Here is a 26998-nt window from a genome sequence, read left to right as displayed (position 1 = left end):
CAAGGACCGAAGACATGCCCCAGGCAAGTGGACTGCAGTTCACCGCCACCATTGGCGGACTCCCCCGGGATTTTTTCACCGTTGTCGGCTTCGAGCTGACGGAAAGTCTGTCGAGCCTGTTCCACGGCCGGCTGGACCTGGCCAGCACCTTTTCGCACATGTCAGCGTCTGACGTACTGGAACAACCGGTCGATCTGGTGGTGTGGCAGAACGGCGAGCCTATGCGCCGCTTCACCGGCGTGGTCAACGAATTCGCCCGGGGCGACATCGGCCACCGCCGCACCCGCTACGAAATCATCATCCAGCCGCCCTTATGGCGATTGGGCCTGATGCACAACAGCCGCATCTTCCAGACCCAGGCCACCGACGCCATCGTGCGCACCCTGCTGGAAGAACGGGGCATCATCGACACCACCTTCGACCTGAAACGCCCCCCCATCGAGCGGGAATACTGCGTTCAGCATCGGGAAAGCGACTTATCCTTTATCGAACGCCTCTCTGCCGAAGAGGGCTGGCACTATCGCTACAGCCACGGCGATGTAAATGGCGAAGAACAGCCCCAGTTGATCATCGCCGACCACCACGGCGACGCCCCCAAACTGGCGCCTTCCGAATACAACGCCAAAGCCGGCGGCAGCACCAGACAACCAGCCATCTTCCGATTCAGTTACCAGGAACGGGTAAGAGCCGCTTCCGTCGCCATGAAGGACTACACCTTCAAAAACCCCGCCTACGCCCTGATGCACGAACACCAGGCCGATAAACTGGATAGCCAGCGGGAAGACTACCAGCACTACGACTACCCCGGCCGCTTCAAGGCCGACGCCAGCGGCCAGCCCTTTACCGAATCGAGACTGGACGGACTAAGAAACGACGCGAGCACCGCCACCGGCAAAAGCAACCGCCCGGACTTCACCGTCGGCGCCAAAACGGAACTGACCGAACACGACAACCAACCCCTGAACCGGGAATGGCTGTTCACTGCTGTGACCCATAAGGGCGAACAGCCCCAGGCCCTGGAAGAAGAGGGCGGCAGTGGCCTCACCACTTACCACAACGACTTCCAGGCCATCCCCGCTGACCGTACCTGGCGACCCAGCCCGAATACCATAAACCGCCCACTCATGGATGGCCCCCAGATCGCCATCGTCACCGGTCCGGAGGGTGAAGAAATCCACTGCGACGAACACGGGCGAGTCAAAGTAAGGTTCCCGTGGGACCGCTACTCAAAGAATGATGAACACAGCAGCGTCTGGCTCAGAGTCAGCCAGGGCTGGGCCGGCGGCCAGTATGGCTTTATGGCTCTGCCCAGAATCGGCCACGAAGTCATCGTGTCTTTCCTGGACGGCGATCCCGATCAGCCGATCATCACGGGCAGAACCTACCACGGCACCAACACTCCGCCTTATGGACTGCCGGAACACAAGACTCGCACCACGCTGAAGACCCAGACCCACAAGGGCGAGGGCAGCAACGAACTGCGGTTTGAAGATGAAGCCGGCAAAGAACAGATCTACATCCACGCCCAGAAAGACCTGGACCTGCTGACGGAAAACAACCGCACCGAAGTTATCGGGAACGACAGCCACCGTACCGTCGAAAACAACGACTTCAGCCATATCAAGGGAAACCAGCACAGCACCGTGGATGGCGAGAAGCGCGAACTAACCGGCAAGGACCAAAGCTTCAGTGTTACCGGCACACTGCACTTGAAGGCCGGCAGTGCCTGGCTCAGTGACTCCGGCACCGAACTGCATATCAAGGCCGGCCAGAAGGCCGTTATTGAAGCGGGTGCAGAAATTACACTAAAGGCGGGTGGCAGCTTCGTGAAAATTGATCCCAGCGGCGTCGCCATGGGTGGCGCAGCAATCAAACTGAATGCGGGTGGTTCGCCGGGCAAGGGGAGTGGCCAGAAGGTTCAGGTGCCGGAGATGCCTGGGCTGGTAGAAAAAACGGGCGTTGTAAGCGTTCCGCCTGAAAAGTTACCGGACGCGCCCAAAAGGCTGATTGCAAAGGCGGATCAGATACGCGCTATCAAGAATGGAGCGAATCAGGGTAAGGGGATCTGCCAGGTTTGCTCAACAGAATCACGAGGTTCGGTCTGATGGGTAAGTTTGCCGATCTTCCCGGCACGGGGAATACGTTCATTCTTATTGACGGCGCGAAAGTAAATAACTTGCCCCAGGTTATTTATCGCGAAATTGAAGTGCCTAAGTGTGATGCGCTTTACCGGGGAACGGAACTCGCTGACCTATTGGAAATCTCGCCGTGGCTTGTCGAAGCAGGGGTGGGGAGCTGTCTCGCGATCAAATGTTTTGAAGAGTGGAAATCTCAGGGTGTGGCCATCGCAATGCAGTCTGACTGCCACTTTTCAGAGGTCATAGACCACCTGCGTGGACTGATTTTGGCGAGGGTGGTCACAGGGGATAAGGTTGTTTTCCGGTTCTATGATCCTGAGGTTTCGCGACACCTTTTGAAGCTGGATTCATCGGGTGAAGATGTGCGGCGGTTGATGGGGCCGTGCAATCTTTTTGTCATCCAGGATCGCCGTAGCGGGGAGTGGGAGTACTTCCACAATGATCAACCCCAGAGTGGGCGGCAGACAGAACTGTTCAATATTCGTGAGGAACATCAAGGCGCGATGGAGCGAGCCGCAGAAAAAACAGCCCTCAGAAAGCTTGAGCTTCATGCATGGAACTATTTTCCCCATTTAATTCAGCAAACTGATGCAAACGAGCAGCAGTGGGACGTCGTTGCCGCGTTAGTCAAAGCGGCGAAGGAGCGGGGGTTGAACAGCACCCGTGATATAGCTCTTTATATCAATACGATTGGCTGGCTTGGACAGCAGGCCTTTGATGACGGTGATGTGCAGAGCCTCTGGGAGGAAGACTCCTCAGCGCCAGGTAAAGCCATAGCTCGAATTGCAGAATTCGCCGAGAAAAAGTCAACGGAGGGACTGGTTCATGGGTAGTGCTAACAGCTCAGCGTTTCTGCAGGGTGATCAAGACATCGATTCAGCGGCGCAGGTTTGCCCGCTCCAGACCAAGACTGTCGCGCTATATCCTGTGCGCTGGGCGATCAGTCAGGAAGAGGTTGTTTTACCCTCCAATTTCCGTCCACCTAACGTTGCGCTTGGTCAAACTCATTACTGTGTTCGAAAACTGACGCCCGGTTGGGTTTACATGTTTTCCGAAATTTTCGAAACGCTGCTTGAATACCAAGTGAATGAGCAAGGCCTGATAACCGAAGTGCAGCCTGTTGTAAATTCGGTACTGCTCCCGGATGTTGATGCGCAAAGTGCGCTGCCGGCCATACATCATCCTGCAGAAGGGAAGGTGCTTCTGAAGTTTGTGCAACATCGATGGACTGCGCGTTTGCAAGAGCTTGTGCGAACAGATGCACAAGTCCGTGAAGAGCAAATGCAGCCGTTTAACTTGAGTGGCCTCCCGGAGAATCGCGAAGGTGTCAATCTCTGCGAAACGGAAGCCCTGAATGGCGTGGTTGAAGACTTTAGGCCAGAGCCAATGGATTTCGAGTGGAGCCGGACCGCCTTTGCAATAGGAATCAGTGAGTCGGACTTGCAGGGGCAGTGTAAAAAAGAAACTGAATTCTCTTACTGCGTTGCACTTGATGATGAAATCGGTATTACTTCCGAGTTAGGCCAGCTGCATGCCCTTCATGTAAACCTGATGATGAATTATGCGGAGGAGAACGCATATGCCTATACGACCTCCCAGATGGTGGACGCGCTTATCGCTCGTGAGGCCAGCAAGAAAGAATCAGATGAGGACCGAAAGGAAGTTACTGAAGAATTGAAAGAGCGAATACGTTCAGAGGAAAAAGACGCATTCGTTGAAAACTATCACAATCAGCTTGAAGAATATGACCAGTCTCGTGGATTGGTATTCATTGACTGGAAGCGCTGGATTGACTCCGAAAGGTTGGCGAGGAAATTGGAGTTCAACGACTGCTACTGCGCGGAAGGGTTCAAGGCAGTTGAGCAGGAACTGGCAGATATACTGGATGGCTATATCGGAGCGGAAAAGGGCAAGGAAGACGCCGAAAACTGGCTGGCTGCGGACGAAGGCGAAGCCGGCACGGTCGGCAACATGGTAAAAACCGCACTATTCCTGGCAGCTGCCACCAACGGTATCGCTCACAAACTGAGAGACCTGCCTGGCTTTGACTACGGCAGTCAGAAAATCGTGGATAGTATCTACGACATGCCTGCCTATGTGCGCGTGAGCACCGCAACGGAAACGCTTATGTTGGAGTTTGCTGCACCAGCCGCAAAAATGGGTGTGTGGGCAAAAGATCCCCAAACCTGGCCGCAGTGGAAAAAGTGGATCAATGCCGTCCAGAAACGCTATGGAATCGATCTTTATCGCCGGGAAGGTGTCACGCTTGATACCGCTGCGGATCTGCTTGTGGCAGTCAACCGCAAATCACTGGAGGACGCGTCCGGCCATAATCTTTCTGGACTTGCAATGACCCCTCTCGCCGCTGGCATGGCAGACGCAAGAATCCGGTCTCATCTGCGTGAGACTATGATCGACATGTTTCACCTGGCCCCGGACTTCAAGGACAACCCCTTTGGCTGGCTACACACTCGGCTGGACCCTATGGTCGAGCATATCAAACAGAACCGGGGCAAATTTATCGGCGCCGTGACCTTTTTCCACGCCGTCAATGTAGCGAGTCTTTTTTCCGGTCTGGATAAAACCCATCAGGACGTCATGCTCGGTGATAGAACAGTTGTTGATCGGTGGGGAGGCGTACTGTCAGGTCTATGGAACATTGGTGAAGGCGTAGTTAACCTCAGTGGGTTGCTGATAAAAGAAGAATACGCTAAAGCCTTGGGGGCAAACCTGTCGAATGCCGGGACCAAGCTATCGGTGGTTTTTAATGGATTCAGGTTTGTTAGTAAGGTTGCAGACGTTACAGCGGGTCTTGCGAGAGTCACCGTAAAGACTCTCCCTTATTTGGGCGTTTTAGTTTCAATAGGTCTGGAAGGTTGGGTAGGCTATAAAGCGCTAGGTACAGGGCATCACACAATGGTGGCTTTATCAGGCGTCCAGATTGGGCTGAGTATAGGCATCACCTACCTTGCTACTCTGGCGGTTGCTGGTGCCGTCAGTGGGGCTGGGGTGGCTGTTGTGCTTGTGTTAGGCGCGGTTCTGGTTGCAGTCTCCTTCATCATCAGCATAGTGCAGCTCTACATTGCCCGATCTCGTATCGAGGATTTCCTCTCACTGTCATTCTGGGGCAACGCGCCTGTGTTGCGTTACTGGGATGGGCAGACAAGGCCGTCAGGTGCGGAATTGCTGGAGTCGAGCAAGACCCTTGCCTCCCCGGGCGAGGGGAGAGAAGTCCGGGAGTATTTTGAAGCGGAACTGGATGCGTTCTACTACATGCTGTTTTCGCCTATTGTGCGGATAACCGAGCATATCGGAGTTCACTGGGATACAAACCGGGGCGAACATCAGATCATGTCGGAAATGACCTCTTTTGTGGTGTTTTTGCCGGGTTATAGCGAAGGAACTTGCAGGTATTCCATCAAGTTGTTCGAGGTGGAAACCAACTGGTTTGAGATAGATGACCCGAATGACATAACAGCCCTGTTCGATAGCATGACGAAGTTAGACGCTTCCACTGAGGGTGTTCTATTTAGGTTTGACCACTACAACCACAACAAGTGTGATCAGCTTGAGCTGCTCATCGAGTACGAGAAGGACGACCGGAAAGTCACGGGTGACACCGGGCTCCGTATCATTCTGAACGGTAACGATGTGGAGGAACTGGGTGTCGATGAAAGACTCGCCTTTGAAGTGTGATTTTCCGGAAACCGACCTCGAACAACAGCTGGAAAAGAAGTTATACCGCACTCATGGTGCACGACTCGCCAGCCCTCCAGCCCGGAAGGTGGAGGGGGTGTCCGATTCCTCCGAAAAAATGGAACACGGTTTCGCCTACATCGGTGAGCGGTTCATGGACACTCGAACGGCATTCTTATCACTTCGTTCGGGATTACCGGCCATCATCAATCTGTTCATGATTATTGCCATGGCATTGGGCTGGCTTATTAATCTGTTTTATTCAAAGGCACTGCTGGCTGTCTTGGTTGCTTTTGGGCCAGTTTGGGTGGCCGTCTATCTGTTCGAAATTTTCTTCCCGCTCACGTTGCCGGTACGGATCGACCGGAAAGAGGGATTCGTGTACGTCGGGCACCGGGGTACGTTCTACCGGATTCCTTGGAACGAGCTGGAAGTGACCTTTTCCTACAACTGGCAGTATCTAGGCTCTGGCGTCGTTTGGGAGCGACAGTATTACTGCCACCTCTTCATGCGGGATAAACACTATTTTTGTGGGAAGCCCCCTAAAATGCCTCTGCAGCGTAAGAAAATTTCTTCAGGGTTTAATGAAGAGCGGATGTACCAAAAATGGAATTTCATCGTCAGGTATTTTAGCGAAGGGGTCATTGAAGAGGACCTTAAGCATCTGGCTTGGATTAATTATGATTCATACAAAGAAGACCTGAGAAAAAAACCAATAGTAGTTTCAATTATTGAGTGTTTAGGGGTGGTTCTGTTTATTCCGAGTATTATTTGGTGGGAGTTTACTCCGTTCAAGTTTAAGTGGCCGAAGGAGATTGAGGCTATCTTCGGGAAAGCTAATTACTACTGACCTACCTATCATGCCCCGTCTCGCAGCCTTTCTTACCCTTTTGGCAGTACTAGCCCTCGCGCCTACCGCCCATTCTGAACAACCAAGCTTGGCGCTGGCCGACGTTTATGAAGAAGGCGTTGATCTCAAAGACTACTGGTTAAGCGAAAAATTGGACGGCGTGCGCGCCTACTGGGATGGCCAAAAGCTCTGGTCCCGTGGTGGCAACATCTATCAGGCACCGGCCTGGTTCACGGAAAACTTCCCGAATACGAAAATGGACGGCGAACTCTGGATGGGTCGTGGCCGATTCGCTGAGCTCTCCGGCGCCGTGCGACGCCGGGTGCCAGAGGACAACAATTGGCGCAGAATCCGCTTTATGGTGTTTGATCTGCCTGGAATGAATAAGCCTTTCACGGAGCGCATATCAGCTCTGAAGAATCTTCTGATTCCATCCCCATCCCCGTTCCTGCAGATGGTGGAACAACGACGAGTCGCCAGTCATGTCGAATTGATGGCGGCGCTGGATCAAGTGGCGGAAGCAGGTGGGGAAGGCCTGATGCTGAAACGAGGCGCCAGCTACCCCACAGTTGGCCGCTCCGACGACCTGTTGAAAGTAAAAAAATATCAGGATGCAGAAGCCGTCATCGTTGCCCACTTGCCAGGCGACGGTAAATTTGAGGGCTTGCTCGGATCCGTCCGCGTTGAATTGCCCGATGGACGGGAATTTCACATAGGCACTGGCTTCAGCGATGCCGAGCGGAAATCACCGCCGCCCATTGGGACAGTCATCACCTACAAGCACTACGGCTTCACCTCAACCGGCCTGCCGCGATTTGCCAGTTTCATGCGGGTTCGAAATGATGAGCCGGAAAACTACTAACCCAATGCCCCTTTACACCTGTGTTAAGTTAGAAGGTCATGATTGACCAACAAGTGGTGACAATGAACTGGTACGCACTCCAGCACAAACCCGCCCAGGGCGATCGCGCCGTGGCCCACCTCCAGAACCAGGGGGTCGCGTGCTTTTACCCGAAAATCACCGTGGAAAAAATCAGGGCAGGTAAGCGCACCAGAAAGCTCGAGCCCCTGTTTCCCGGCTACCTGTTCGTCAATCTCGAGCAGACCGACCCCATGTGGGCAAAACTCCGCTCAACCCGCGGAATCCTGCGTGTCGTCAGCTTTGCCAACAAACCTGCCGGCATTGCCGACGACATCATCCAGCACATCAAGGATGGCCTGGACACAGTCGCAGAGCAGGGTGGCATCAAACCCGGCCAATCCGTTCATCTGGAAGACGGTCCCTTCCGTGGAATCAGCGCCATATTCGAGGCCTACGACGGCGAAGAACGCGCTATCGTCCTGATCGATTTCATGCAAAAACAACAGAAAGTTACGGTCTCCGTCTCTGCACTCTCCAGTAGGTCGGATTAACAACGCGCAATCCGATATCTCTAAAAACTCAACCAAACAATATGCACCCCTGACTCTTTCACAAAACTTAACCCCGAAAACCACCCCAAAACCACGAACAATCCCTTTTTGTCATTTGCGTGACACCCTCGATGCCGTAGAATCTTCACACTCCTAATACTCGCAACACACTCAACCTGACAGGGATCAAGTCCGGGAACGACCTCGCCGTTGTATTCGTCCCTGCCTTATTCCTTTTGACAAGCAAGCCTATGACCTCAAAACACTGGACCCTGGTCGGTGGGGCGGTAGCGTGCCTGATCGTCTTAACTTTTGCCTCTGCAGCGACGGCCGCCCCGTGGATCGAACCCGGTGATCCCCGTGCACGCTTTGCCATCCAGAAACTGGCAGACCGGGGTCATTTGGACAGAGTTGCAACCACCTGGCCCGTCTCCTGGGCTAATGTTTATGGCGGCGTCGATCAGTCTTCATTGGCGAGGGATGAATCAGTCAACGGTGCCAATGCTTATCTGCGTTTTGAAATGGAGCGCAACGCGACACCGGGTTTTAGGGCAGAAGCTGCCATTTCTGGAACTACGGAACCCGCGTTCTTGCGCAGTTTCGCCGCGAAATCTGAGCACAAAGGGGAATTGGGGTTGGACTTACAATGGCAGGGCCGATACTGGGCCTTCGGCCTCAGCCCCTCGGCCGCTGCAAACCCGGAAGACGATGACACGCTTCGGTTCGATGGCAGCTACCTGGCCGCAACCGTCAATAACTGGGTCGTTGGCGCAGGGGCCATCGACCGCTGGTGGGGACCGGGCTGGCAGCACAGCCTTATTCTTTCAAACAATGCCAGGCCATTGCCCGCCGTCTGGTTGAACCGGAACGAAACAGCGGCCCCTGAAACCCAATGGCTGCAATGGGTCGGCCCCTGGCAGTTCAGCGTTTTTGCCGGCCAGCTCGAAAGCGACAGGGTGGTGCCAGATGCCAAACTGGTAGGCATGCGTTTCGCATTTCGTCCTCTGGAAGGCCTGGATATAGGCTTGTCCAGAATGTTAATGTTTGGCGGCGAGGGCCGCCCGGAGAATTTCTCAACACTCTGGGATATGTTGATCGGACGGGACAATTCCCAGGGTGGCGCGGCGAATGATCCGGGCAATCAGCTCGGCAGTGTTGATGTGCGCTACGGCTTTGCGTTGGGCGACCAGAGCATGGGCCTATACACCCAGATGATGGGTGAGGATGAAGCAGGCGCCTTCCCCGCACGAAAATCCTGGCTATTCGGCACAGACTGGACCAGCGCATTTTTCGCCCAAGACCAGCAGTGGTATCTGGAATACGCCAATACCCTCGCTGACGACATCCTCGGCGACCCCATGCCCAACATCACCTATGACCACTTCCGCTACCAGACAGGCTACCACTATTACGGCCGAAGCATGGGCGCAAGCATCGACGGCGACGCCGAAGCGCTCACTTTCGGGGTGTTCAACTTTTTCCCGGATGGCAGTAATCTAGGCGTCAACATCACAGCCGCACGCTTGAACAAGGATGGCGCCGTTGGAGCAAACGTCACCGATGCCGACGTGTTTGCCTATCTGCCAAAGCGAGACCAGAACATTGCTGTGCTGGAATCCAGCTATGGCACCCAGGTATTCGAAGGATGGTTGGACCTTAACGCCAGCTATACCAATAAAAAGCTTCAATTTGTCGGGGGCGAGAAAGGCCAGTGGGCACTTTCTGCATCCTGGCGTTACCGTTTCTGACATTCAGTAAATCAACCGGACATGTAGACTGTGACTCTGAAACAAAAACTGATCCTGGCATTCGCTTTCCTGCCCGTGCTTGCTGCCCATGCTCAATCCATAACGCCCGCACAGATCGAGCAATTCAGGTCTTTGCCCAAGGCCCAGCAGGAAGCTCTCGCAAGCCAATATGGCGTGGACCTGGAACAAATAACTGGCTCGGCGAGCCAATCCCGCCCGGAACAGCCAGCGCAGGACGTAGTGAAACCTCTGCAGGAGAGCGAGCAGAAGGCCCGCGAGGCGGCGGAGAAACAGGAAAAGAAAGACAAAGCTTTCGCGGAGAAAAATAACGGCCTGGAGCCTTACGGCTACGAGCTGTTTGCCGGTACACCCACCACCTTCGCACCGGTAACCGAAATCCCCGTACCGGCGGAATACACCATGGGGCCGGGCGATGTTTTGAAAGTCCAGCTGTGGGGCAACAAGAACCAGCAACTGGAACTGCCGGTATCCCGCGATGGCACCATTGATTTTCCCGAGCGTGGCCCGGTGTCCGTTGCGGGGCTGACCTTTCAGCAGACCCGGGATTACATTAATCAGCTGGTATCTGAACAATACATCGGTGTAAAAGCCGCCGTCTCGCTGGGGGAGCTGCGCAGTATTCGCGTGTTTGTGCTCGGGCAGGCCAGAACCCCTGGCTCCTATAGCGTAAGCTCACTGTCGACCATTACCAACGCGCTGTACGTTTCCGGGGGTATCAAAAAAACGGGCTCCCTCCGGAACGTGCAACACAAACGTGACGGCAAACTGGTCGGCACGTTGGATCTTTACGACCTGCTGCTTGACGGCGATACCTCGGACGACGCCCGCCTTCAGGCCGGCGACGTTATCTTTGTTCCCTCCGTCGGCCCCCGCGCAGGCATTGATGGAGAGGTCTACCGACCAGCGCTTTATGAGATCGAGCCCGGCACCAGTCTGGACGCGCTTGTTGAACTTGCGGGCGGCCTGACGCCCCAGGCCTACCCGCAGATCACACGCATCGAACGCACCAATGAAAACTTTCTACGCATCATTGCCGAAGCCGATCTGACTGAGAACTCCGGCAAGCAGGTCCGGGTGAAATCCGGGGACAGGGTTTCAGTGGCTTCCATCGCTGACGTAACCGGCCAGTATGTGGAAATCAAAGGCGCTGCTACCCGAACGGGTAAATTCGCCTGGGTGCCGGGCATGCGCGTCAGCTCCATCATCCGGAATCTGGATGCGGATCTGCTGGATTTTGCAGATACCAACTATGCGGCCATTGTGCGCACGGATCCTGAAACCAAAAGAATCTCCGTGGTGAACCTGCAGCTTCGCGAAGCTGTAGCTTCTCCCGGAAGCGCGGAAGACCTGATGCTGCAGGAAAAAGACCAGCTTCTGTTCTTCACAAACACAGGCAAAATTTCATTTAATCTTCCGGGAGGCCAGAAAGAGGGCCGACAGCAGCAAACCCAGGGCAGCCAGACGAACCGGCAGCCGGAAGCACAAAACCGTGACATCAGTCAGGACGAGAAAGAACAGAAAGCCCAGGAAGAGCTAAAGCGCAAAGCGGAGCAGTTCACCAGGGCGGCATTGTTTGATCCGGTGCTCAAGCGCCTGAAAGCGCAAGCGGGCCCTTACGCACCACAACAGACTCTCCGAATTTCCGGGCCCGTTCGTTACCCCGGTGAATATCCCTTGCCCGCGACAGGCACAGTGAAGAACGCAATTTTCGTAGCCGGCGGCCTGAACGATTCCGCCTCGATGCTTTCTGCAGAGCTTGCCCGCCGCTACACCGATGACAATGGTATCGAGCAGACCCGAATCATCCAGATCGACCTTGCCGCAGCCATGCTTGGCAATTCGGATGTGCGCCTTCAGAGCCGGGACAGGCTGCTGATCAAATCCATCCCGGCATTCGGAGCCAACCGCACCATCACGCTGGCAGGCGAAGTGCGCTATCCCGGCCAGTACACCTTCCGTCAGGGTGAGACCCTTCGTGATGTATTAGAGCGCGCCGGTGGCCTGACGGATAACGCCTTCCCCCGCGGCGCAGTATTCACCCGGGAAAAACTCCGCCAATTGGAAGCGCAACGCCTTCGTGAGGCGGAAGAGCGCCTTCAGGGCGATTTGCTCGGTGTGCAGCTCAAAGGCAATTCCTTTGGCGGCGAGAACGCCCAGCGTGTAGAGGAAGTACAGGGCCTGCTTGAAGACGTACAGAGCAGCCGCCCGGTTGGAAGAATGGTCATCGATCTTCAGGCCGTAGTGGCTGAAACGGATTACCAGGCCATACTCCTGCAGGATGGCGATACCTTGAACGTGCCAACCATCCCACAGGCGGTCAGCGTGTTCGGTGAAGTCCAGTTCCCAACCAGCCACCTTCATTCAGCAGGCCTGACCGTGGACGACTACCTGGAACGCAGCGGCGGCCCAACGCGTCAGGCGGATGAAGAACGGGTATACGTTGTGAAGGCAGACGGCTCAGTAATGTTGCCGGAGAAAAGCGCCTGGTTTGGTAGCCGTAGTCAGAAATTGCAGCCGGGCGACACTATCATCGTGCCGATTGATGTTGAGCGGCTGAACCAGCTGGAGCTCTGGAGTAATGTCAGCCAGATTGTCTATCAGATGGCGCTTGGTGCCGCGGCTGTGGGGAACTTGTGATGAACCAAGGTCCAGAACAGAATCATTACTCAGATGACGAGATCGACCTAAGGGCACTCTTTGCAACTCTCTGGAGAGGCAAGTGGACTATTCTTGCTACCACCTTCCTTTTTGCGGTGGCCGGGGTTGCCTACGCTCTCAGTAAACCGAATATCTATCAGGCAAGCGTGCTGCTTGCTCCAGCACAGGATGAAAGCGGCGGCAGCCTCGGCGGCCAGCTTGGCGGCCTGGCAAGTTTGGCTGGCATAAACATCGGTGGCGGCGGCGCTAACCAAACGGTCGTGGCCAAAGAAGTGCTCCAATCCCACGCTTTTCTTGCAAGCTTTATTCGCCGCCACAATCTTAAGATTCCACTTATGGCAGCCAAAGCTTGGGATACCGAAAAACAGAACTGGGTTATCGATAGAAAAATCTATAATCCCAATGCTGACGAATGGCAAACAGGAGAAGATGGTATAAGCTTAGAGCCCACAGCCTGGGATATGGTCAAAAAATTTAAGGAAGACCACTTAGCCATCTCCAATAATATTGAAACCGGTATGGTGACCATAAGCGTCAAAAGTAAGTCTCCACCTGCGGCTAAAAACTGGGCAGAATTGCTAGTAAACGATGTCAATGAACATATGCGCCGGAAAGACGTAAAAAAGGCCCAAGCTCGAATCGCCTATCTGGAAGCCAAACTTAACCAAACGGGTCTAGCCGACATGAAGCAGGTGTTCTACCAACTTATTGAGAGCGAAACTCGCACTGTAATGCTAGCTAGCGCTCATAATGAATACGTTTTTGAAACGATCGATCCACCTGTGGCGCCACAAGATAAGAGTGAGCCTAACCGTGCCTTTATATCGGTCATTTCCACCTTAGTGGGAGGTGTGTTCGGCGTCCTAATTGTATTTCTTCTTCGCGTTTTCAGGCGTAATTGATGATAATTTCCGCGAAAAACACCTTAATCAATAATTCTCACATATTTAAATAGCTGTGAGTGGTCTGTAATTTTAAACATTAAAAATAAGATACTGAATAAAGTGCATTAAATATAGCCAATCTATCGCCATCAAAATAATTAATTTTATTAATTATCGGCTATTAGGTGCTATTATTTTCTCGGTAGATGTAATAAATATTTTATTGGGTTTTAAAATAATTCACTAAATAAATAATGAGATAATTGAATTTTATATTATAATATTAAACAAACATTATTAAGTGTTTTGATGGGCATTCCATGAAAAATTTACGTATCGCAATAATCACTTATAACTGGCCGCCCCGCAATGCTATTGGAACGCATCGTCCCTATGCTTGGGCGCGTTATTGGTCTGAAGCTGGCGCAAGCGTAACTATTTTAACGGCCAATAAACAACTGTATGATGAACCACTTGACTTAGACCTCCCGCCTATCGAGGGAGTCAAAGTAATTGAAGTAATAGGATCTACGCGTCTCAAACTAATAAAAAAAGTCTTAAATTTTGATGCCGTTCGAACTTTAGCAAAAAAGATAAAAAACTGGGTAAATAAAAGAAGTATCATCTCAATTGATCCGCGGTTAAGTTGGCGTTACTCTGCAAGGCCAATAGCGGGGCGCTTGGCCCTTGACGTGGATTTGGTGGTCAGTACCTACGGCCCTGCTGCATCCCATTTGATTGGGTACGACATGAAAGTGGCAAATCCTGAGCTTTTTTGGGTAGCGGATTATCGGGATTTATGGAGTCAAAATCATCTAACGGTCATGTCGAGGCAAAACAAGGAGCTTTCCCGAGATACTGAAATGAATACAGTCGCTACGCGGGCAGATCTTCTTTCAGCAGTTTCTAAAGATATGGGAGTCAAGCTTCGTGACTTGACCGGCAAGGAAGTGCTGTATGTGCCCAATGGGTTTGATGTCAATGAAAATTCGCTTCTTGATAGGTTCTCTACCTTACCGGTAAAGCCCAGTGGCCCAATGCGAATTGTCTATACAGGAATGATATATGAAGGTCACCGAGATCCAACACCGCTTCTTAAAGCCCTCGTCGAACTTCATTCAGATGGTCTAATATCGACAGGTGAAGTCACAATTGATTTTTATGGTTCGAGGGCCGATTTGGCAGCCCGGCTTGCCGAAAACATGCAATACGCACCATTCATACGCTTGAAAGGTCATGTTTCCCGGGAGGAAGCGCTTCTTGCTCAGCGATCAGCTGGGATATTGTTATTGCTGGAAAGCACGGCGCCTGAAGCCCGAGGTGTTCTCACTGGAAAACTGTTCGAGTATATTGCTTCAGGAAAGCCAATTTTATGCATTGGCAGCCAGCCAGACTACGAAATTGGAGGAGTGCTCCGGCAAACGGGCACTGGCAGTGTAGTTGGGCCCAGCCAGTTCCCCTCATTAAAAGCTCTTGTGCTTGACACTTTACAAGGAAACGGACTTTACGATCAGTACAAACCTAATCTAACAGAGATATTAAAATATTCCCGAAGAACTCAAGCTATTGAATTTTTTGAGACTTTGCGTGAAAAATTAAAAGACCGCGAGGTCTAAATTTTGTATCGTTTTACGATAGCAAGCCGCAGCATTGAAGGTTGGCTTCTAGTCATAGGGGTTGCACTGCTGCCTGTCTATGTTTTTGACTCGGGTGGTATTCAGCCATCTCATGCTCTATTGGCAACCTTCTCCGTTGCTGTTCTTTGCAGGAAAGGGGTTCCTTCGAATTCATGGGCGATTCTGTTAGCGGCTATTTCAGTATACTCGTTTTTTGTTGAAAGCTTTTACGCAGTTTTTGATGGAAGTAACTCAATTATAAACGGGGTATATTTTTTCTATAACTTTATTCTTTCATGCGCGGTCTACACTTATTGTAGAGATTACGGGATGTCAATCCTTGTTCCAGGGATTTTAATCTCATGTGCAATAGTTTTAGGATCTACCGTTGCTTCTGGTGTTTCGCTATACTCTGGTGATGCTGGGCGTTCAACTGCGGTTTTTAATAACCCGAATCAGCTAGGTTATTTTTCTGTATGTCTTCTTTCCCTTGGATATTTAATGTACAGAAATTTCATAATCCGATATTTTTTTGCGGTTGCCATTTGTTTTATCGCTCTAATGCTCTCTATCTTCTCGCTTTCTAAGGCTGCGATGATTTCAAATTTTTTAGTGATATTTATAGCCCTTAAGCCCGCTTTAGATCCAAATAAAAAATCTTTTCGCGCGAAGCTTTATGTTAGTTTTTTTTGGTTGATTTTTGTGGCTTTTTTGCTGATAGCTGCTATTTACTTCTACGTCACAGGTTTAGCTGGCGACTTCGCTTTCGTCCAGCGCCTACAAGGTATGTTTTCCGAAGCTGATAGTTCACTCCTTGAAAGAGGGTATCTTGCGTTCCTTGACGCGAATGCATGGGCATTTGTGTTCGGCTTAGGTGACAGTCAGGCATCCAATATTGTTGGGCATGAGGTTCATTCGACGCTAGCCAGCGTCCTGAATAACTATGGAATAGTTGGCTTTCTTATATTTGGGTCTGCTCTTTTACTTTGGGCCATTAAGCTTCATTCAATTTACGGGTTTTGGGGCATGGCATGCATTGCTGGCCCGGCGATGCTTTATGGAATGACCCATAATGGAACCCGATTCACTATTTTCTGGATTCTTTTTTCAGCCTCTATGTCGACGGTCTCAAGAAATAAAATACAAAATTATAACTTGTTGTATTGATTCTTATAGTTTAATTTATTTTGTCTTTTATTTGATCGAATATATTTTAGTCCAACTTATTAATTTTTCATTTATTTAAAATAAGGGTTGCATCTATTAAGATAGTAATGCTTGCGAACACCGGCTGGTACATCAATAATTTTCGGCGATCGACAATTGACGCGTTTTTGGCGCGAGGTGACGACGTATTTGTTTTATGTCCTGAAAATAGCGGTGAGGCTTTTCTTAGAGATCTGCCAATAATTTTGGAGACGTTCAAGCTAGACGGTTCTGGCACGGATATATTTTCAGAACTGCGGTCCTTGCTTTCTATACATACTATTTTAAAGGATATATGCCCTGATTTGGTTTTTTCCTTTAATCCTAAAACTAACCTATACGGGCTTCTCGCTTGTATTTTACTTCGCATTCGCTGCATCCCGAATGTATCAGGGACTGGGAGCGCCAGCCAGATACGCGGTTGGAAGGGCTTTTTATATCGCGTTACTGTCGATCTGGCATATAAAAGAGCAAGATCAATTTTTTTTCAAAATGAAGTTGATCTTGACCTATTTGAGAAACGCGGGTTATTGGACAAAGTGCCCCATCTCCTTCTTCCGGGATCTGGGGTAAATCTATCTCTGTTTAGGCCTTCTAACAATTATGAGTCCACTCCTTTCAGGTTTTTGTTGGCATGCCGGCTGATACGGGAAAAAGGAGTTCTTGAGTATCTTTCGGCGGCTGAGCAAGTGATTTCTAAGACCGACAGTCCGGTTGAGTTTTGGCTCGCGGGGGTGCCAGATCGGTCTGATAGATCAATAAAGGATTCGGAAATTAAGGAGTATGTAGATAAAAGAGTTGTTCGTTTTTTGGGCCAAATAAATGATATGCCAGTGACTATTTCGGAGGTAGATTGCGTAGTTTTGCCCACTTATTATCCAGAGGGTGTTCCGCGCTTTCTGTTGGAGGGGGCGGCAGCAGGAAAAGTTTTGATTACAACTGACCGTCCAGGCTGTCGGACTACAGTTTTGGAGGGTAAGAATGGGTTTTTTGTTTTACCGAGGTCTGTCACTTCTCTGGTTCATGTGATGGAAAAGGTTTTGGCACTTTCCGATGTCGAAGTTCAACGGATGGGTCATCAGTCTCGACAGCTTGCAGTGGAGAAGTTTGATGAGAGGCTGGTGATCGAGGCTTATGTCAATGCGGCTCAAAGTGAACCGTCGCAGTGAGTGATTGGGTGTGACTTTGTATGGTAGACAGAGAGTTGGAGCCTTCAGCTTGACTTTGGAACGATATGCAATTTGGTTATTTTCATGAATTTCAAAATTTAGACTTGAAGCGGCGATAAACATGGAATCAATAGGTTATATGGGCCTCTACTCAGGTATTATTGCGCTGGTTTCGATTCTCGTTCTAAAGCCGGTTGCCGTCAAGGTGCGTTTACTTGATTTGCCCGACCACCGCAAAGTGCATGTTGGAGACGTACCTCTGACTGGGGGGTTGAGCGTATTTTTTGGGGTGCTAGCGACTTGGGTTACTTTCATGCCTTTTTCGGGAGGGTATGGAATCTATCTGCTTGCGTCGGTGCTATTAGTTTCGCTAGGTGGAATAGACGATGCCCGTGATATTCCTGCTCGGTTCCGGCTATTCGCTCAGATTGGACTGGGTACCTTTTTAACGTACGGTTCTGGCGTTTCTTTGGTGCATATTGGCGACCTGTTTGGCTTGGGCGTGATTGAGTTAGGGTGGCTGGGGCCGATTGTAACTATTGCTGCGATTATTGGGGCTATAAACGCTTTCAATATGGTTGATGGTATCGATGGCCTAGCGGGGAGCATGAGTTTGGTTACGCTTTCCTCTTTATCGCTCTTGTTTTTTATTGCGGGGGGAGGTGGGCTGGAGCTGGCGCTTGCATTTTCGATTGCAGTCGCTCTTTTGCCTTATCTTGCCGCGAACCTCCGAATACCTCCTTTCAGGAGACGAATATTCATGGGGGACGCAGGCTCAATGTTTATAGGTTTTTCTGTGGTTTGGCTGTTGGTAAAAGGCACTCAGCCTGAAATCCAAGCGTTTCGTCCCGTGACCGCACTTTGGGTCATCGCTGTGCCACTTGTGGACATGATTGCTATCATGGTGCGCCGAGCCCGGAAAGGGCAGTCAGTAATGAAGCCGGATAGAGAACATTTGCATCATATCTTCCAGCGAGCTGGATTTTCTGATAGGGAAGCGCTTGTGGTAATTACCCTGTTTTCACTACTGTTCGCAGTCACTGGTCTGGCTGGGGAGTACTTCAAGATACCTGAGTGGATCATGTTTGCTCTTTTTCTCGGGGCATTTACGGTCTATGAGTGGGCTTTGAATCGTGTTTGGCGGTTGTTGGTTCTGTTCCGGAAGATAAAACTTTCTGATTAGTTAATGAGAGATTTTTAATGAGCAAGAAATTTGCACTAATTGGCGCTGCTGGCTACATAGCCCCTCGCCACATGAAAGCCATCAAAGACACTGGCAACGAGTTGGTGGCGGCACTGGATAAAAACGATTCAGTTGGCATTATTGATAGTTTTTTCCCTGATGCAGATTTTTTCACTGAGTTTGAACGCTTTGACCGCCATATCGATAAGCTTCACAGGGCGGGTGACCCCCAGGCAATAGACTTTATTTCCATCTGTTCCCCGAATTACCTCCACGACAGCCATATGCGGTTCGCCCTACGTTCAGGCGCCGACGCGATCTGTGAGAAGCCTTTAGTGCTGAACCCATGGAACATTGATGGTCTTCAGGAAATTGAGAAAGACACGGGGCAAAAGGTGAATACTATTCTCCAGCTCCGGGTGCATCCTTCCATTATTGAATTGCGCGAAAAAGTCCAGCGCGAACAGAAGTCAACCAAGCATGAGGTTGATTTGACCTACATAACCTCCCGCGGTCACTGGTACATGCAGTCCTGGAAGGGCGACGAGAAGAAGTCCGGCGGTATTGCGACGAATATTGGTGTTCACTTCTACGACATGCTGCACTTTATATTCGGCGAACTGCAGGAAAATGTAGTCCATCACAGTAGCGATACGATGGCCGCTGGTTACCTGGAGTATGAGAAGGCCAGGGTTCGCTGGTTCCTGTCTGTGGACTATAGGTTTGTTCCAGACAGTGCAAAAGCCGAGGGGCAGCGCACGTATCGTTCGATTACGGTGGATGGTGAAGAATTGGAATTCTCCGGTGGCTTTGCCGATCTTCACACGCGTAGTTATGAAGAGATTCTGGCTGGCCGCGGGTATGGGCTTGAGGCGAACCGCGTTGCTATCGAGACGGTTGCCAATATTCGCAATGCCACGCCGGTTGGCCCAGTCGGGAATTATCATCCGTTCCTGAAGAAGGTTTGATTATGCCGGTAACTATTCATCCCAGTGCCATTGTAGATGACGGAGCCCAGATTGGCGAAGGGTCCCGGGTGTGGCACTTTGTTCACGTTTGCAGTGGCGCCCGGATAGGCAAGAACGTTTCGATGGGGCAGGGTGTTTTTGTCGGGAACCGGGTGACCGTGGGCGACAACTGCAAGATTCAGAACAACGTTTCGGTATACGATAATGTGCATCTGGAAGAGGGTGTGTTCTGTGGCCCCAGCATGGTGTTTACCAATGTCTATAACCCCAGGTCACTGATTGAACGTAAAGATGAGTACCGGGATACGCTGGTTAAACGCGGTGCTACGCTGGGTGCCAACTGCACGATCGTTTGCGGTGTGACTGTCGGCGAATTCTCCTTTATTGGTGCTGGTGCGGTGGTGAATAAGGATGTACCCGCTTACGCTCTTATGGTTGGTGTTCCTGCGCGGCAGATTGGCTGGATGAGCGAGTTCGGTGAGCAACTGGATCTGCCACTTAAGGGTAAGGGCGAGGCAGTCTGTGCACATACCGGGGCCAGGTACCTGTTGATTGACGGCGAATTGTCGCGTGCCTGATTTAATGTAATTCAGAAAGGTAAAACCTGTATGCAGTTTGTGGATCTGGCGGCCCAGCAGGCCAGAATAAAAGACAGAATCGATACCAATATCCAGAAGGTACTTGCCCATGGCAGGTATATCCTCGGCCCCGAGGTGGCAGAGCTGGAAGAAAAGCTGGCTACCTTCTGCGGTGCCAGACACTGCATTACCGTGGCTAATGGCACCGATGCGCTACAGATTGCCCAGATGGCGATTGGTGTTGGCCCGGGGGATGAGGTGATTGTTCCCGGATTCAGCTACATTGCAACCGCAGAAACCCCTGCCGTATTGGGCGCCAGGCCTGTCTACGTCGACATAGACCCGAAAACCTACAATCTGAACCCGGAAAAGCTCGAGAGCGCCATTACGCCGCGCACGAAAGCCATTATTCCGGTCTCCCTTTATGGCCAATGCGCCGACTTCGACACTATCAACACCATCGCCCAAAAGCACGGCCTTACAGTGATTGAAGATGGCGCCCAGAGTTTCGGTGCCAGCTACAATGGCAGGAAATCCTGCAATCTGAGCACAATCGGCTGCACTAGCTTCTTTCCCAGTAAACCTCTGGGATGTTACGGGGATGGCGGCGCAATTTTTACCAACGATGACGAGCTGGCCACTATTCTGCGACAAATCGCCCGCCATGGTCAGGACAGGCGGTATCACCATGTCCGTGTTGGGGTGAACAGTCGGCTGGACACATTGCAGGCCGCCATTATGCTGCCCAAACTGGATATTCTGGAAGAAGAAGTTCAGTTGCGTAACCGGGTCGCTGATACCTACGCGCAGTTGCTGAAAGACGCCGGTGTTGATACGGCGCCCTATGTTGCAGCCCACAATGTCTCGGCTTGGGCGCAATATACGATGCGGGTAAGCAACCGGGATGAGGTTCAGGAAAGGCTGAGTAAAGCAGGAGTTCCGACGGCGGTGCACTATCCCATTCCGCTGAACAAACAGCCAGCGGTTGAGGATGCTTCAGTGAATCTGCCAGTTGGTGACGAGATGGCGGAAACCGTGATTAGTTTGCCAATGCACCCCTATCTTGCTGAAAGTGATCTGGCCAGAGTTGTTGAAGCTCTTCGCGGGCTTTAGGCTTAAATGCACATTCTTTTTCTTCCTTCCTGGTATCCCGCTAGCCCTGAAGACGTTCAGGGCGTGTTTTTCCGCGATCAGGCTTTGGCGCTGTCCAATTACGGCCACCAGGTTGGTGTGGTTGCGCCGAAATTCCGCTCTCTGAAAACGTTGTTTGGAAAGGCTGAACCGTTGGCACAATCAACACCATCCTACGAATTGGATGCAGGCATTCCAACGTACCGGAAAAGCCTGCTTGCGGCATTGCCACGCGTGCCTTACGGCAATTACTGGCTGTTCAGGCGTGCCGCGCGCCAGTTGTTGAAGCGCTACATTGATCAGCACGGTAAACCGGATGTTTTGCATGCCCATTGTGTGATTTTTGGCGGGGCAGTAGCCGTAGTCCTGGGGCGGGAGCATGGTATCCCGGTGGTGCTGACGGAGCACAGCAGTGGGTTTGCGCGAAACCGTTACGCCCATTGGCAATTAGATCTGGCGCAAAAGGGGTTTGCAGGCGCGTGCCCGCTGATCGCGGTGAGCCCGGCGCTGGGTGATGTACTCGGTGAGTGTTTTCCTCTCAGTCAAGGGCAATGGCATTGGGTACCTAACGTCGTTTCAGATCGCTTCAATACTCGCAAAAGCCGCAGCGAAAAGAAAAGCTCGACCATTTTTCTTAATCTTGCCCTGATGACAGAAAACAAGGGCCAGTCCGATCTGGTAGAAGCCTTTCAGGACGTTGCCCGGAGCAATCCTGGTGCGGAGCTTTGGCTTGCAGGTGATGGACCTTCCCGTGCAGCGCTTGAAAAGCAGGCGGGTGAGCTTGGCATTTCCGGGAGCGTGCGCTTTTTAGGAATGATCCAGCCAGAGAAGGTCCCCGCACTACTCGAACAGGCTGATGTGATGGTGATTTCCAGTCACTACGAGACGTTCGGTGTGGTCGCTGCAGAAGCCTTGATGGCAGGATTACCCGTGATCGCAACCCGATGCGGTGGGCCGGAATGTATCCTTGAACGGGGAGACGGACTGCTGGTGCCCGTTAAAGATCCCGGCGCACTGGCTGCTGCCATGCTGCAAATGTCGGAGACCATTGATGCGTTCGATTCTGGCACGATTGCTACCCGCGCACATGTCCGGTTTTCTGGTGCTGCCGTGGCGCGGCAGCTTACTGATAAATACAGTCAGGCGATAAACTCCTTTCAAGATAAACTCGAGAGCGCGTAAGCGCTTTAACCTGGTGTCTATAATGTTTGAAGATAAAGTTCTTATGATCACTGGCGGCACGGGATCATTCGGTCAGACAGTGCTTAAACGGTTTCTGGATACGAATATCCGTGAAATACGAATTTTCAGTCGGGACGAAAAAAAACAAGAGGACATGAGGCTTGCCTTATCAAACGACAAGGTCAAGTTTTACATTGGTGACGTAAGGTCACATGACAGCATTAAACAGGCGATGGTAGGTGTTGATTACGTTTTCCACGCAGCCGCTCTCAAACAGGTGCCCTCCTGTGAGTTCCACCCAATGGAAGCTGTGAGGACTAACGTTCTTGGCACTGAGAATGTCCTCAATGCGGCCATTGAAAGCAATGTAAAGCGGGTTGTCGTTTTGAGTACCGACAAGGCGGTTTACCCGATCAATGCGATGGGTATTTCCAAAGCCATGGCCGAGAAGCTGATGGTGGCTAAGTCACGCCTTGTGCCTGAGGGCGGGCCGGTTCTGTGTGCCACCAGATACGGGAATGTTATGGCGTCGAGGGGGTCCGTTATTCCTTTGTTCCTGAAGCAGATCAAGAACGATGAGCCTTTAACTGTAACAGATCCCGGTATGACCCGGTTTCTGATGTCGCTGGAAGATTCGCTGGATCTGGTTTTGCATGCGTTTGAGAACGCGGCGCAGGGGGATATTTTTGTACAGAAAGCGCCGGCGTCGACAGTTCAGGACCTTGCGCAGGCACTGAAAGAGCTGTTTGGTGCAGACAATGCCATCAAGATCATTGGCACCAGGCATGGTGAGAAGCTTTATGAGTCGCTCATTTCCAGAGAGGAAATGGCAAAATCAGAGGATATGGGGCGATATTACCGGATCCTGGCCGATAACCGTGATTTGAACTACCGGAAGTATTTTGTGGAGGGCGAGGAAAAAATATCCCAGTCGGAAGATTATACATCTCATAACACAACTCGTCTGACCGTTCCTGAGGTAAAAAGCCTGGTTGGTAAGCTGGAGTATGTTAAGGAGCAACTCCATGCTTAAGGTTATGACGCTGGTTGGCACACGCCCTGAACTGATCAAAATGAGCCGCGTGATCGCCGAACTGGATAAACAGGTTAACCATATCCTGGTACATTCGGGGCAAAATTATGATTTTGAACTGAACCAGGTATTTTTTGACGACCTGGAGATCCGCAAACCGGATTACTTTCTGGGGGCTGCCGGCGATACTGCTGCCAAAACCATTGCAGAGGTGATTGCAAAGGCGGATGAAGTTTTTGCAGCTGAAAAGCCGGATGCGCTGTTGCTATATGGTGACACCAATTCCTGTATGGCCGTGATCGCGGCGAAACGCAGGAAAATACCTGTTTTCCATATGGAGGCTGGCAACCGGTGCTTTGATGAGCGGGTGCCCGAGGAGCTGAACCGAAAAGTCTTAGACCATTTGAGTGATATCAATATGGTTTTGACAGAGCATGCCCGCCGATATCTGATTGCTGAGGGAATTCGTCCTGAAACAATTCTGAAAACCGGCTCCCACATGCACGAAGTTCTCAATTACTACATGCCCAAGATTCAGCAATCGGACGTGTTGGAGCGAAGTGGCCTTGAGGCTGGAAGATTTTTTATCGTAAGCGCTCACAGGGAGGAGAATGTTGACTCTCAGGATAACTTGAAGGAGCTGATCGAGTCACTTAGAGCACTTGCCGACAAGTACCAATTGCCGGTAATTGTGTCCACGCACCCCAGGACCAGGCAACGCCTGGATGCCCTCGGCGTTGACCTGACCCATTCATTGATTCGATTTGTTAAACCTTTTGGCTTTCTTGATTATCTGCGGTTACAGATGGGGGCGTTCTGTGTGTTGTCGGACAGTGGCACCATCACGGAGGAAGCCTCTTTACTTAATCTGCCAGCGATAACGATACGCAACACTCACGAGCGGCCGGAAGGAATGGATGAAGGCACGCTGATTATGAGCGGTTTGAGTAAAGGCTCGATTCTTGATGCGGTGAAAGTGGTTACCAGCCAGCATGATCCGTCAGAAAGGGCTTTTCGATTGGTGAGCGATTACGAGGGTGGTGCTGTTTCTAAACAGGTTGTGCGGGTGGTCTTGAGCTATACGGATTACGTCAACCGTACAGTATGGCGCAAGTGTTGATTCAGGTGGCCGAATTTTATGGAATTTAATCCAAAGGTGTCGATTGTCATACCGGTATATAACGGGGCCAATTTTCTGGCAGAGGCCATCGAGTCTGCGCTCGGTCAGACCTACGATAATCTCGAAGTACTGGTTATCAATGATGGTTCTGACGACGAGGGTAAAACCGAGAGTATCGCCAGGAGTTATGGCGATTCTATTCAATACTTCAGCAAGGAAAATGGGGGGGTCTCAACCGCACTCAATATGGCCATTGAGAAGATGAGCGGTGATTATCTTTCCTGGCTAAGCCACGACGACCTGTATTCACCCGATAAGGTCGCCAGGCAGGTCGAGGTCTTGCGTAATCTTGACCAATCATCCAGGCATGTCGTCTATAGTGATTACAGTCTTTTTAACGTCGATACGAATGTAGATCAAAGGGTAAAGCTGGAGGGAACGAATCCGCTGGGGTTTCGGTGTCGTCTGTTGGTGAACAGCGATATTCACGGTTGTACCATGCTGATCCCGGCGGAGGCCTTCCGTGCTTGTGGTGTATTTAATCCACAGTTAAAAGCCACTCAGGACTACGACATGTGGTTCAGGCTGGGTGGGACATACACTGCGGTCCACGTACCGGAAAGTCTTGTGACGGGGCGAGTGCATAGCGAGCAGTTAGGCACGCGTATCCCTTGGCGCGTCTCAGAGAATATCACGATGAGAAAGCAATGGATTGATGAAATAGAGCCTGCTGAGGTAATGGCGTTTTTTGGAAAATCAGAGCCTGTTGCTTTTGCGGAAATAGGAAAAGTGTTTGCGAAAAAGGGCTATTTCAGCCTGGCGGCCAGATGTCTGGGAAGGTCTGTTGCTGTGCTGAAAGTTTTGGACGCTCCGCGGATTACGGCTTGTTTTGTGTCAGGCTATTCATATGGTGCAGCGGTTTTGGTCTACCGGTCATTGAAACGGCTAGTTTGAGAAATCTGCCGAACATAACAGGTGATCAACTCTTTTGAATATTAAAGATATTATCGGATTTGCGATTGGGCCAATCGGCGCTGCCATTCTGGGCCTTGCAACCACGCCACTGATCACCTGGGCTTTCTCTCCTGAGGACGTTGGAAGGTTTGGTGTTTTCCAGACGGTGTTGTCTCTGGTGTTGGTCGTTTCCGTTTTTGGCCTCGATCAGGCCTATACCCGAGAGTATCACCTGGAGGATGACAAGGCCCGCCTCTTCAAAAACAGTGTGCTTCCCGGTTTCTGGTTGCTGTTGATTCTATCCGCAGGCGTCATGTCATTCAGTGAACTCATTTCCGAATTCCTGTTTGGTATTGAAAGCGATGTTGTGATTTTTCTGACTGTCGGCGCTGTTGTTCTCAATTATTTTTCGCGTTTTCTATCTTTGATTCTGAGAATGCAGGAAAGGGGGCTGGCATTCTCGATGAGCCAGATAATACCCAAGCTCGTTCTGCTTGCGATTGTATTGGCTTTTATCGCGTTACCATTTAAAAAAACGTTAATTCATCTTTTTTCTGCGTCAGTGTTCTCGATGGTTGTCGTTCTGCTCGTTTTTGGCTGGAATACACGCAGAGAGTTGAAAGAGAGTCTTAAGGCTTCGCTGGACAGCGCTCTTCTGAGGCGATTGTTCCGCTATGGCCTGCCGCTGGTGGTGGCTGGCCTGGCATTTCAGGCAATAAGCGCCGTTACCATATTTTCTCTTAGAACCCTGTCGACGTTTTCGGAGTTGGCAACCTATTCTGTCGCCCTGCGATTTTCTGCTGCAGCGGTCCTGGTTCAATCGATATTTTCCATCATATGGGCCCCGCTGGTTTTCAAGTGGGATTCCAGTAATGTTGATATGAGCCGCGTGGGTTATGTCGCTCAGTCTGTGCTTGCGGCCATATGCCTGTTTGCGGCCGTAACCGGTTGTCTGTCGTGGCTGGTGGATTATCTGCTTCCTGAAGATTATCTGCAGGTAAAATATCTCATCGTCTGCGCCATGGTACAGCCTCTTTTGTACACACTATCGATTGTGACCAGTGTGGGCATAGGTTTACGGAGAAAGAATTCCTTATCTCTGGGTACTGCTGTCATCGCCCTTGTAGCAAATGTCTTGCTTTGCTGGCTTTTAACTCCCCGATTTGGTGCGACAGGTGCTGTAATTTCAAATACTCTGTCCTTTTCACTTCTGTTTGTTTTGAATACGGAGGCTTCGGCGTTTATCTGGAGAGGGTTTCCGAGAACGAAGATGTATATCTGTCTTTCAATGATGGTTGGAGTGGCGATCCTGACCGCGGTTATCGGGCCCGAGTTGGGGGCTGTCATCTGGATCGTCTGGTTACTGCTGGGCATTGCGAGCATGGTTCTGTTCAGAAAAGAGATCACAAATGTTTATGTCCAGGCTCGTATGCGCATGATCAAGGCGTAG

Annotated in this window: 21 protein-coding genes; all 21 read left to right on the top strand. The window is 51.1% G+C overall.

Annotation, left to right across the window (positions count from 1 at the left end):
- Nucleotides 1-14 precede the first annotated feature (14 nt).
- The 21 genes from FPL19_RS00950 (at nt 15) to FPL19_RS00850 (ending at nt 26998) form a co-directional block, all read left to right on the top strand.
- Nucleotides 15-2105, top strand: coding sequence for a type VI secretion system Vgr family protein (locus FPL19_RS00950; protein WP_150909737.1), 2091 nt, complete (start codon nt 15-17; stop codon nt 2103-2105).
- The gene (locus FPL19_RS00945; RefSeq protein ID WP_150909735.1) at nt 2105-2971 is read left to right on the top strand and encodes a DUF4123 domain-containing protein; all 867 of its coding nucleotides are present in this window, start codon (nt 2105-2107) and stop codon (nt 2969-2971) included. Before FPL19_RS00950 ends, FPL19_RS00945 begins: the two co-directional genes overlap by 1 nt.
- Entirely contained in the window at nt 2964-5834 is a 2871-nt protein-coding gene (locus tag FPL19_RS00940) for a toxin VasX (protein WP_150909733.1), read from the top strand. The genes FPL19_RS00945 and FPL19_RS00940 overlap by 8 nt, the downstream gene beginning before the upstream one ends.
- The gene (locus FPL19_RS00935; protein WP_150912344.1) at nt 5809-6684 is read left to right on the top strand and encodes an AbrB family transcriptional regulator; all 876 of its coding nucleotides are present in this window, start codon (nt 5809-5811) and stop codon (nt 6682-6684) included. The genes FPL19_RS00940 and FPL19_RS00935 overlap by 26 nt, the downstream gene beginning before the upstream one ends.
- A gap of 10 nt (nt 6685-6694) precedes the next feature.
- On the top strand, nt 6695-7546 hold the full coding sequence (locus FPL19_RS00930) for a DNA ligase (RefSeq protein ID WP_150909731.1): 852 nt from the start codon (nt 6695-6697) through the stop codon (nt 7544-7546).
- 62 nt (nt 7547-7608) lie between these two features.
- The gene (rfaH, locus tag FPL19_RS00925; protein WP_150909729.1) at nt 7609-8097 is read left to right on the top strand and encodes a transcription/translation regulatory transformer protein RfaH; all 489 of its coding nucleotides are present in this window, start codon (nt 7609-7611) and stop codon (nt 8095-8097) included.
- 251 nt (nt 8098-8348) lie between these two features.
- A complete protein-coding gene (locus tag FPL19_RS00920; protein WP_150909727.1) occupies nt 8349-9845 on the top strand; it encodes a capsule assembly Wzi family protein in 1497 nt (498 codons plus the stop codon).
- A 30-nt stretch (nt 9846-9875) separates the two neighbouring features.
- On the top strand, nt 9876-12503 hold the full coding sequence (locus FPL19_RS00915) for an SLBB domain-containing protein (RefSeq protein ID WP_225314242.1): 2628 nt from the start codon (nt 9876-9878) through the stop codon (nt 12501-12503).
- Nucleotides 12503-13426, top strand: coding sequence for a Wzz/FepE/Etk N-terminal domain-containing protein (locus tag FPL19_RS00910; protein WP_150909725.1), 924 nt, complete (start codon nt 12503-12505; stop codon nt 13424-13426). The genes FPL19_RS00915 and FPL19_RS00910 overlap by 1 nt, the downstream gene beginning before the upstream one ends.
- Before the next feature lie 302 nt (nt 13427-13728).
- Nucleotides 13729-15024, top strand: coding sequence for a glycosyltransferase family protein (locus tag FPL19_RS00905; RefSeq protein ID WP_150909723.1), 1296 nt, complete (start codon nt 13729-13731; stop codon nt 15022-15024).
- A gap of 3 nt (nt 15025-15027) precedes the next feature.
- The gene (locus tag FPL19_RS00900; protein WP_150909721.1) at nt 15028-16191 is read left to right on the top strand and encodes a hypothetical protein; all 1164 of its coding nucleotides are present in this window, start codon (nt 15028-15030) and stop codon (nt 16189-16191) included.
- Nucleotides 16192-16298: 107 nt separating this feature from the next.
- Nucleotides 16299-17399, top strand: coding sequence for a glycosyltransferase family 4 protein (locus FPL19_RS00895; RefSeq protein WP_150909719.1), 1101 nt, complete (start codon nt 16299-16301; stop codon nt 17397-17399).
- 121 nt (nt 17400-17520) lie between these two features.
- A complete protein-coding gene (gene wecA / locus FPL19_RS00890; RefSeq protein ID WP_225314241.1) occupies nt 17521-18582 on the top strand; it encodes a UDP-N-acetylglucosamine--undecaprenyl-phosphate N-acetylglucosaminephosphotransferase in 1062 nt (353 codons plus the stop codon).
- Nucleotides 18583-18599: 17 nt separating this feature from the next.
- Nucleotides 18600-19550 (top strand): Gfo/Idh/MocA family protein, encoded by a 951-nt coding sequence (locus FPL19_RS00885; protein WP_150909717.1) that lies wholly within the window; start codon nt 18600-18602, stop codon nt 19548-19550.
- Between the two features lie 2 nt (nt 19551-19552).
- Nucleotides 19553-20128, top strand: a complete 576-nt coding sequence (wbpD, locus tag FPL19_RS00880) for a UDP-2-acetamido-3-amino-2,3-dideoxy-D-glucuronate N-acetyltransferase (RefSeq protein ID WP_150909715.1) — start codon at nt 19553-19555, stop codon at nt 20126-20128.
- A 30-nt stretch (nt 20129-20158) separates the two neighbouring features.
- Nucleotides 20159-21241, top strand: coding sequence for a DegT/DnrJ/EryC1/StrS family aminotransferase (locus FPL19_RS00875; RefSeq protein WP_150909713.1), 1083 nt, complete (start codon nt 20159-20161; stop codon nt 21239-21241).
- Nucleotides 21242-21247: 6 nt separating this feature from the next.
- Nucleotides 21248-22441, top strand: a complete 1194-nt coding sequence (locus FPL19_RS00870) for a glycosyltransferase (protein WP_150909711.1) — start codon at nt 21248-21250, stop codon at nt 22439-22441.
- A gap of 22 nt (nt 22442-22463) precedes the next feature.
- Nucleotides 22464-23474: a polysaccharide biosynthesis protein gene (locus tag FPL19_RS00865; protein WP_150909709.1), complete on the top strand. Its 1011-nt coding sequence runs from the start codon at nt 22464-22466 to the stop codon at nt 23472-23474.
- Nucleotides 23467-24594, top strand: a complete 1128-nt coding sequence (gene wecB, locus FPL19_RS00860; RefSeq protein ID WP_150909707.1) for a non-hydrolyzing UDP-N-acetylglucosamine 2-epimerase — start codon at nt 23467-23469, stop codon at nt 24592-24594. The genes FPL19_RS00865 and wecB overlap by 8 nt, the downstream gene beginning before the upstream one ends.
- Nucleotides 24595-24612: 18 nt before the next feature.
- On the top strand, nt 24613-25548 hold the full coding sequence (locus FPL19_RS00855; RefSeq protein ID WP_150909705.1) for a glycosyltransferase: 936 nt from the start codon (nt 24613-24615) through the stop codon (nt 25546-25548).
- 34 nt (nt 25549-25582) lie between these two features.
- Nucleotides 25583-26998 (top strand): lipopolysaccharide biosynthesis protein, encoded by a 1416-nt coding sequence (locus FPL19_RS00850; RefSeq protein WP_150909703.1) that lies wholly within the window; start codon nt 25583-25585, stop codon nt 26996-26998.

Origin of the sequence: Marinobacter halotolerans (assembly GCF_008795985.1) — a bacterium.
Taxonomy (GTDB): domain Bacteria; phylum Pseudomonadota; class Gammaproteobacteria; order Pseudomonadales; family Oleiphilaceae; genus Marinobacter; species Marinobacter halotolerans.
This window is presented reverse-complemented; position numbering and strand designations above follow the sequence as displayed.